The sequence below is a fragment of the Solicola agrisoli genome (genome assembly GCF_049059935.1).
Taxonomy (GTDB): domain Bacteria; phylum Actinomycetota; class Actinomycetes; order Propionibacteriales; family Nocardioidaceae; genus JAURVT01.
In genome coordinates this window covers 1-8,761 of sequence record NZ_JBMGQR010000112.1, presented here as the reverse complement: position 1 = coordinate 8,761, position 8,761 = coordinate 1, and the positions used below count along the sequence as shown (strand labels likewise).

7 protein-coding genes and 1 pseudogene are annotated in these 8,761 nt (G+C 72.6%); 6 read left to right on the top strand and 2 right to left on the bottom strand.

The annotated features are described in order from the left end of the window. Positions 1-119 precede the first annotated feature (119 nt). Together ACI6PP_RS22075 and ACI6PP_RS22070 are read right to left on the bottom strand one after the other, a co-directional pair. A complete protein-coding gene (locus ACI6PP_RS22075; RefSeq protein WP_421113880.1) occupies positions 120-1,487 on the bottom strand; it encodes a lytic transglycosylase domain-containing protein in 1,368 nt (455 codons plus the stop codon). Positions 1,488-1,681: 194 nt separating this feature from the next. Continuing rightward, positions 1,682-2,950: a lytic transglycosylase domain-containing protein gene (locus ACI6PP_RS22070; protein WP_421113879.1), complete on the bottom strand. Its 1,269-nt coding sequence runs from the start codon at positions 2,948-2,950 to the stop codon at positions 1,682-1,684. Positions 2,951-3,183: 233 nt separating this feature from the next. On the opposite strand from ACI6PP_RS22070, the gene hemL reads away from it, so the two are divergent. The 6 genes and pseudogenes from hemL to ACI6PP_RS22040 form a co-directional block, all read left to right on the top strand. Next, positions 3,184-4,524 carry a glutamate-1-semialdehyde 2,1-aminomutase gene (gene hemL, locus ACI6PP_RS22065; protein WP_421113878.1) on the top strand — a complete coding sequence of 447 codons (1,341 nt, stop codon included), beginning with the start codon at positions 3,184-3,186 and terminating at the stop codon, positions 4,522-4,524. A gap of 7 nt (positions 4,525-4,531) precedes the next feature. Next, on the top strand, positions 4,532-5,191 hold the full coding sequence (locus tag ACI6PP_RS22060; protein ID WP_421113877.1) for a histidine phosphatase family protein: 660 nt from the start codon (positions 4,532-4,534) through the stop codon (positions 5,189-5,191). Beyond that, entirely contained in the window at positions 5,188-5,787 is a 600-nt protein-coding gene (locus ACI6PP_RS22055) for a TlpA family protein disulfide reductase (protein WP_421113875.1), read from the top strand. The genes ACI6PP_RS22060 and ACI6PP_RS22055 overlap by 4 nt, the downstream gene beginning before the upstream one ends. After that, the gene (locus ACI6PP_RS22050; protein WP_421113874.1) at positions 5,780-6,535 is read left to right on the top strand and encodes a cytochrome c biogenesis CcdA family protein; all 756 of its coding nucleotides are present in this window, start codon (positions 5,780-5,782) and stop codon (positions 6,533-6,535) included. Before ACI6PP_RS22055 ends, ACI6PP_RS22050 begins: the two co-directional genes overlap by 8 nt. A 2-nt stretch (positions 6,536-6,537) precedes the next feature. Beyond that, positions 6,538-8,217, top strand: coding sequence for a cytochrome c biogenesis protein ResB (gene resB / locus ACI6PP_RS22045; protein ID WP_421113873.1), 1,680 nt, complete (start codon positions 6,538-6,540; stop codon positions 8,215-8,217). Next, positions 8,214-8,761: pseudogene (locus tag ACI6PP_RS22040) on the top strand (c-type cytochrome biogenesis protein CcsB); the annotation flags it as partial. The gene resB and the pseudogene ACI6PP_RS22040, both read left to right, overlap by 4 nt.

The window sequence follows — 8,761 nt, the reverse complement described above, 5'->3', positions numbered from 1 at the left end:
CAGCATAAGCCGTCATACCAGATTTCCTCCTGTTTGACTGGTTTTCAGACGTGTGCTCTTCCGATCTCCACGGCAGATCTGCCGTGGTCCGCGACCGTCTGCCGTGGTTCGTGGAGCCGTCAGGGCTTGGCGACGATCGCGCAGGGCGTCTGGACGTCGGCGCCCGGCTCGGTGCCGTCCTCGCACGGTGGGACGCAGGACCCGCTCGCGGGGTCGCCCGCGGTCTCGGTGCTCTCGGTGACCGTGACGCCATCGCACTCGTCGGCGGGCGGCTCGGTGGTCTCCTCCACCGGGGGAGGCGTGGACTCCTCGGTCGGCGGAGGCGTGGTCTCCTCCACCGGCGGTGCGGTCGTTTCGTCGGTCGGCGGAGGCGTGGTCTCCTCGGCCGGCGGTGCGGTCGTCCCGTCCGTCGGGGGAGGCGTCGTCTCCTGGGCCGGCGGTGCAGTGGTCTCGTCGGTCGGGGGAGGCGTCACGACCGGCGGCTTCGTCGTGGCCGGCGGGGTGGTGGGCTTCGGCGTCGCCGGCTTCAGGCCGGGCGTCGTGGGCACCGGGGCGTTGGGTCGCTGCTGCAGCGCCGCGGCGGCGACCTCGGTCAGGCCCTTGCCCGGGGTGGTGACCTCGGCGGGGGTGACGGGAGCGGCCGGGGAGGCCGGGGTGGTGTCGACGGGGACGTTCGAGCTGCCGGGGGCCGGGGTGAAGTCGCCGGCCGCGTAGCGGGCCGAGATCGCCAGGACGGTGTCGGCGTAGGGGCCCGACTGGTTGTACCGGAGCACCGCCGAGCGGGCGCCGGCCGGCGTGGACAGGTCGGCACCGCCGGCGCAGAGGTAGACGCCCGCCGAGACGGCGGCGTCGTTGACGTCCTGCGGGTTCTTGACGCCGTCACCGTTGCCGTCGACGGCGACCGCCGCCCACGTGGACGGGATGAACTGCATGGGGCCGACGGCGCGGTCGTAGGTGGCGTCGCCGTCGAGCGCTCCGGAGTCGGAGTCGAGGATGCGGGCGGTGTTGTTGGTGCCGTCGAGGGCGATGCCCCGCACACCGGGACGCGAGACGCCGTCGGCGCCGACGACGTTGCCGCCGTAGCGGCCGTGGTTGGACTCGACCTTGCCGATCGCGGCGACCAGGTTCCAGGGCAGGCGGCACGCGGCGTCCGAGGCCGCCAGCACCGTCTGGGCCCGCTTGTACGCGGCGAGGGTGGCCACGGGGACGTCCTGGGCGGACGTGTCGACGGCGGGGACGACCGGGGTCGTGGCGCCGGGCGGGGTGGTGGTGGGCGTCGTCACGACGAGCGGGGTGCTCGACTCGGCGGAGGGGACGTCCGGGACGCTCACGCGCTGACCGGCCGCGAGGGTGTCGTCGCCGCTGCTCGTCTGCGCGACGGCGGCGCTCCAGGCGCCGGCCATCATGATGACGGGGACAGCCGCCGCCACGACGGGCCAACGGCCCGGCCCGCGCCGGTCTGCCTTGCTGTGGTGCGTCGACTTCACGACTGGTCCCTCCCGTGACACCGGCGAACGTCCGCACGGTGCCGTGACTGCCACTGTCCTGATCGGCTCGGAGGGGAAGAGTCCGGCGCCGTCAGTACCCCTGTACCCAGGTTAGGCGCCACTCAACCACTCCACACCAACAGATGACAGATCGTCACCGAAGGTTCACTCCTGAGGAGAACCAGAGCAAAGAATCAGGACTGCGGCTTGCCCACCAGGTTGGCGACGCAGCTGAGCACGGCCAGTGGCTGGTTGGTGGTGCAGTAGACCGTGGCCTCGGCGCGCGTCCAGAGATCCTGGACGGGCTCCTTGATCACCGGGGGCAGAGGATCGGTCGCACCGTCGACGACGTCGCCCACACCACCGACGACACCGTCGACCGTGTCCTTGACCGGCTTCTTGAGCTTGTCGGTCGGGGTGTCGGAGCCGCCGCCGGAGTCCGAGCCGCCGCCGGACGAGCCGTCGCCGGACCCGCCGGACCCGCCCGAGCCACCGGGCCCACCCGAGCCACCGGAGCTGCCCGAGCCACCCGAGCCGGGCTTGCTGGAGCCGCCGGAGGCCCGGTCCTTGTTCTTGCTCTTCGCCTTCGACCCGGCCTCCTCGCGCTGCTTGGGCGTGAGGGTCTGGTCGTTCTGGCGGTCGACGATCGACGGCGTGCTGGGCACGTTGTTGGGCGCCTCGGAGAAGTCGCCCTGGGCGTAGCGCTCGGCGATCGACAGGACGAGGTTCACGTAGTCCTGCGAGCGGTTGTAGCGCAGCACGGCCGCGCTGGCGCCGGGCTTGGTCGACAGGTCGCCCTCGCCGGCGCACAGGTAGACGCCCGCGGCGAGCGCGGCGTCGTTGATGTCCTGCGGGTTCTTGGCGCCGTCGTTGTTGCTGTCGACGGCGATCGCGTTCCAGGTGCCGGGGATGAACTGCATGGGCCCGACGGCGCGGTCGTAGACCTTGTCGCGGTCGAGGGCGCCGGAGTCGGTGTCGGTGATGCGCGCGGTGTTGTTGCTGCCGTCGAGCGGGATGCCGTAGATGCCCGGACGCGAGACGCCGTCGGCGCCCACCCGGTTGCCGCCGAAGCGACCGTGGTTGGACTCGACGCGGCCGATGGCGGCCACCAGGCTCCAGGGCAGCTTGCACGCGGCGTCGGCGCTGGCGAGCAGCGTCTCGGTGCGCTTGTACGCCAGCAGGGCGGCGGCGGGGATGCCGTTGGTCGACAGCGTCGACAGGGTGCCGGGCACGCCGGCCCTGGGGTCGACGCCGGACGGCGTGCTGTTCGGGGCCTGCACGCTGGCGGGCTGCTCGAACGGGGTGCCGGGGACGTCGGGCACGCCGGGGTCGCTCTGCCCCTGGCTGCTGGAGGTCGAGGTGACCTGCGGGCCGGCGATCGCGGCACCCCAGGCGCCGACGATCAGCGCGACCGGTACGACGGCGGTGGCCTTCTGCCACCGCGTCAGGCGACGTGCTCCCATGCTGCGTTCCCTCCTGCGCCACGACGTCCGGCTCTCCCACCGGACCCCGCCCCCTGTGGCGACAATCTCGTTACCCGTGAGTTTCGTAACACGATGTTACATCTGGGGCGCCGCCACGTGAACCCTTCGAGGCCGTCGAATCTGATTCGTCCACCTGGACGACTCGTCGTCAGCACCCGCGGAGTGCCACGGGGCGATCACCGGTGGTTCGGCGCGTCGGACACAATGGACGGGTGGTATCTCCTGACTCCCGCACGGCCGCGTCGGCGGCACTGTTCGAGCGCGCCCGCGAGGTCTCGCCCGGTGGCGTGAACTCCCCGGTCCGCGCCTTCCGTGCGGTCGGCGGGACGCCGCGCTTCATGCGCGAGGGGTCGGGGGCGTTCGTCACCGACGTCGACGGCACCGAGTACGTCGACATGGTCGCCTCGTGGGGCCCCCTGCTGCTCGGCCACGCGCACCCCGAGGTCGTCGACGCCGTGCGCGACGCCGTCGGCCGCGGCACGTCGTTCGGCACGCCCAGCGAGCCCGAGGTGCGCCTGGCCGAGGAGATTGTCTCGCGCACGCCCGTCGAGCAGGTACGTCTGGTCAGCTCGGGCACCGAGGCCACCATGTCGGCGATCCGTCTGGCCCGCGGCTGCACGGGGCGCGACCTCGTCGTCAAGTTCGCCGGCTGCTACCACGGCCACGTCGACTCCCTGCTCGCCGAGGCCGGCTCCGGCCTCGCCACGTTCGGCATCCCCGGCACGCCGGGCGTGCCCGCCGCGTCCACCGAGCAGACGATCGTGCTGCCCTACAACGACCCCGCGGCCGTCGAGGCCGCGTTCGTGACGCACGGCGACCGGATCGCCTGCGTCATCACCGAGGCCGCCGCCGGCAACATGGGCGTCGTCGCCCCGGCTCCCGGGTTCAACTCGCTGCTCGCCCGCCTGTGCCGCGACCACGGCGCGCTGTTCGTCACCGACGAGGTGATGACGGGCTTCCGCGTCAGCCGCTCGGGCTACTGGGGCCTCGACGGCGCGCACGAGGGCTGGGTGCCCGACCTGATGACGTTCGGCAAGGTCATGGGCGGCGGCTTCCCGGCCGCGGCCTTCGGCGGCCGCGCCGACCTGATGCAGCAGCTCGCGCCCACCGGGCCCGTCTACCAGGCCGGCACGCTGTCGGGCAATCCCGTCGCCACCACCGCCGGCCTGACCACGCTGCGTCTGGCCACCGACGAGGTGTACGCCCACCTCGACGACGTGTCGCTGCAGGTGCAGAAGCTCGCGGGCGACGCCTGCTCGGCGGCGGGCGTGGAGCACGTCCTGCAGTCGGCCGGCAACATGTTCAGCCTGTTCTTCGGCCGCAGCACGCCGGCGACGAACTTCGCCGAGGCGCAGGACCAGGAGCCGTTCCGCTACCGCGCCTTCTTCCACGCGATGCTCGACGCCGGCGTGTACCTGCCGCCCAGCTCGTTCGAGAGCTGGTTCGTCACCGCCGCGCACGACGACCGCGCGCTCGACCGCCTGGCCGAGGCGCTGCCCGTCGCGGCCCGTGCGGCGGCGGCCGCCCACCCCGACGACGCCTTCCAGAGCTGAGGACGCCATGACCGACGCCCACGCCCGCACCGTCGTCCACCTCGTGCGCCACGGGGAGGTCTACAACCCCACCGGCGTGCTCTACGGCCGCCTGCCCGGCTACGTGCTGTCCGACCTCGGGCACCAGATGGCCGAGCGCGTGGGGGAGTGGTTCTCCGACCGCGACGTCACGCACCTCGTCGCCTCGCCGCTCGAGCGCGCGCAGCAGACCGTCGCGCCCACGGCCAAGCTCACCGGCCTGCCCGTCACCACCGACGAGCGCGTGATCGAGGCGGGCAACCAGTTCGAGGGCAAGATCTTCGGCGTGGGCGACGGCGCGCTGCGTCACCCGTCGGCGTGGTGGAAGGTCCGCAACCCCTTCAAGCCGTCGTGGGGCGAGCCGTACCGCGAGATCGCCGACCGGATGCTCGCGGCCATGGCCGACGCCCGCGACGCCGCGCGCGGCCACGAGGCGGCGATCGTCTCGCACCAGCTGCCCGTCTGGACCGCCCGCATGGCCGTCGAGGGACGCCGGTTCGCGCACGACCCCCGCAAGCGCCAGTGCTCGCTCGCGAGCGTCACCTCGGTCACGTACGAGGACGACGCCGTGGTGGCCGTCGCCTACAACGAGCCCGCCGGCGACCTGATCCCGGCTGCGCTGCGCAAGAAGTTCGTGGGCGGCGCGTGACGGTGCCCGCCCGTGTCCGCCGCGCCGCGGTCGTCCTGCTCGCCGTCGCGCTCGTCGGCGTGCTCCCGTCGTGCTCGCGCAACGCGACGACCAACAGCGGCCAGTACGTCACCGGTGACGGCCTGATCACCGTCGTCGACCCGGCCGACCGGGAGGAGGCGCCCGACATCGCCGGCACCACGCTCGACGGCGAGCGGATCCAGCTCTCCCAGTACGAGGGCAAGACGCTCGTGGTCAACGTCTGGGGCTCGTGGTGCCCGCCGTGCCGCAAGGAGGCGCCGGCGCTGATCCAGGTGTCGAAGCAGTACGCCGACCAGGACGTGCAGTTCGTGGGCATCGCGATCCGCGAGGAGTCCACCGCGTCCAAGGCGTTCTCCGACCGGGTCGGCATGCCGTACCCGAGCATCTCCGACCCCTCGTCGCAGACCCTGCTGGGCTTCGCCGACTCGCTCCCCTCGCAGGCCATCCCCACGACGTGGGTGATCGACGACCAGGGACGCGTCGCGGCCCGCGTCCTCGACGACGTCACGGCGTCCACGCTCTCGGGGCTGATCGACGAGGTGAAGTCCGGCGACGTGAGGCAGAGCGATGGGTGAGTGGTTCGCCGGCACCGCCTCGTCGGGCTCGCTGCTGCTCGCCGTGCCCGTGGCGATGCTCGCCGGCCTGGTCTCCTTCTTCTCCCCGTGCGTGCTGCCGCTGCTGCCGGGCTACCTGTCGTACGTGACGGGGCTGTCGGCCGCCGACCTCGCCGACACCGGCTCGAGGCCGCGCGGACGCATGCTCGCGGGCACGCTGCTGTTCGTCCTCGGCTTCAGCGCCGTGTTCGTCTCCTACGGCACGCTGTTCGGCGCCATCGGGTTCCAGCTCGCGCCCTACGCCCGCACGATCTCGATCGTCATGGGCGTCGTCACCATCGTCCTCGGCCTCGCGTTCATGGGGCTGGTGCCCGCTCTGCAGCGTGACGTCCGCGTGCACCGCGTGCCGTCCGTCGGGCTCGCCGCGGCGCCCCTGCTCGGCGCCCTGTTCGGCCTCGGGTGGACCCCCTGCATCGGCCCCACGCTCGGCGCCGTCCTCGGGCTGTCGCTCGGCGACGCCGCGCCCGGCCGTGGGGCGTTCCTCACCTTCGCCTACTGCCTCGGCCTCGGCGTCCCGTTCGTCCTCGCGGGCCTCGGCCTGCGCCGCTTCATGGGCGCGGTCGACTGGGTGCGCCACCACCAGCGCGCCGTCTCCTTGGCCGGGGGCGGCATGCTGGTCGCGGTGGGGCTGCTGCTCGTCACCGGGGCGTGGGACGCGCTCGTGTTCGACCTGCGTCAGTGGGTCTCCGGCTACGGGACGGTGATCTAGCAGTGGCGACGACCACCACCGAGAAGCCCAAGGGCGGTGGCAGGCCGCCGAAGCCGTCGTCGGCCCCGGCGCTGTCGACCCGCGAGACGCTGCGGTGGGCGTGGCGCCAGCTGACGTCGATGCGCACGGCCCTGTTCCTGCTGCTCCTGCTCGCGGTCGCGGCCATCCCGGGCTCGCTCGTGCCGCAGCGCGGCGTCGACGCCCAGGCGCTCGAGCGGTACCAGATCCAGCACCCCGACCTCGCGCCCGTCCTCGACCGGCTCGGCTTCTTCTCGGTCTACACCTCGCCGTGGTTCAGCGCGGTGTACCTGCTGCTGATGGTGTCGCTGGTCGGCTGCATCCTGCCGCGCACGCTGGTCTACCTCCGCGCGCTGCGGGCCCGTCCGCCCAAGGCGCCGCGCAACCTCGAGCGGCTGCCGGAGTCGCGTCGCTACGAGACCGACGCCGCCGAGGACGAGGTGGTCGCCCACGCCCGCAAGGTGCTGGGACGCGGACGCGCGCGCGTCGACGTGGTGGGCTCGGAGGTGCGGGCCGAGAGCGGGTACCTGCGCGAGGCCGGCAACCTGGTCTTCCACGTCTGCCTGGTCGTCGTGCTCGTCAGCGTCGCGGCCGGCGGGCTGCTCGGCTACCGCGGCAGCGCGATCGTCGTCGACGAGGGCGGCGGCTTCTCCAACGACCTCACCCAGTACGACGAGTTCAGCGCCGGCGCGCTGTTCGACACCGACACCCTTCCCCCGTTCTCGCTCACCCTCGACGACTTCCGCGCCCGCTTCCAGCTCTCCGGCCCGCAGCGCGGCGCCCCGCGCGAGTTCGAGGCCCTGGGCCGCTACACCGAGCGTCCGGGCGCCGCCGAGAAGCCGTTCGACATCCAGGTCAACCACCCGCTCGACATCGACGGCACCTCGGTGTTCATCGTCGGCCAGGGCTACGCGCCCGTCATCAAGGTCACCGACGGCGACGGCAAGGTCGCCTTCGACGGCGCGGTTCCGTTCCTGCCAGAGGACGGCACGTACACGTCCACCGGCGTGGTCAAGGTGCCCGACGCGGGGCCGGAGCAGCTGGGCTTCCAGGGCTTCTTCCTGCCCACCGCGATCTCGGTGGGCGACGACGCCGCGCCGATCTCGGCGTTCCCCGGTGCGGCCAACCCCAACCTGGGCCTGTTCGCCTACTACGGCGACCTCGGCCTGGACGACGGCGACCCGCAGTCGGTGTTCATCCTCGACAAGGACGACCTGACGCAGATGACCAACGCCGACGGCACGCCGTTCCGGATCAACCTGTCGCAGGGGCAGGTCACCGACCTGCCCGACGGGCGCGGCAGCGTCGAGTTCGTGGGGCTGCGGCAGTTCGTCAAGTTCCAGTTCAGCTCCTCGCCCGGGCTGCAGATCCCGCTCTGGGCGACGTCCATCGGCGTGCTCGGCCTGATCATGAGCCTGAGCATCCGTCCGCGGCGCACGTGGCTTCGGACGCGCCGCGAGGGGACGCGTACCGTGGTGGAGGTGGCCGGGCTCGACCGCGTCTCGCGCGGTGACCTCGGCGCCGACCTCGACGAGGTGCTCCGCGAGCTGCAGGAGAAGCACCCGCCGTCGGTGGACGAGCCCGACCCGGACGACGCCGAGCCGGACGCCCACGCAGAGACCGACAAGAGCATCGACGACCAGCACGAGGACGCACGACCATGACGCTCGCCGAGTACGCCACCTTCTCGAACTACGCGATCGCCGCCGCGACCGTCGTGCTCTCGCTGGCCTGGCTCGCGCACATGGCCGAGTGGGGCTTCGCCCGGCAGGTGGCCGCACCCGCCGTCCGCGAGCGCGCGCTCGTCAACGCCGGCGGCGGCGACTCCGCCCCCGTGCCCGACGAGGTGACCGAGACCCCCGAGCTGCGCCGCGACCTCGCCGGCCGGATGGGCATCTCGTTCACCGTCCTCGCCACGTTGATCCTGCTGGCGGGCGTCGTCACCCGCGGGCTGGCGGCCGAGCGCGTGCCGTGGGGCAACATGTTCGAGTTCTCCACCGCGGGCGTCACCGTAGCAATGACGGTCTACCTGATCCTGGTCAAGACCCAGCAGGTGCAGTGGCTCGGCGGCATCGTCACCGGCTTCGGCGTGATCGTCCTCGGCCTGTCGATGACGGTCTACGTCCCGGCCGGCCCGCTCGTCCCCGCCCTGCACTCGTACTGGCTCGTCATCCACGTGGCCGCCGCGATGATCGCCGGCTCGGCCTT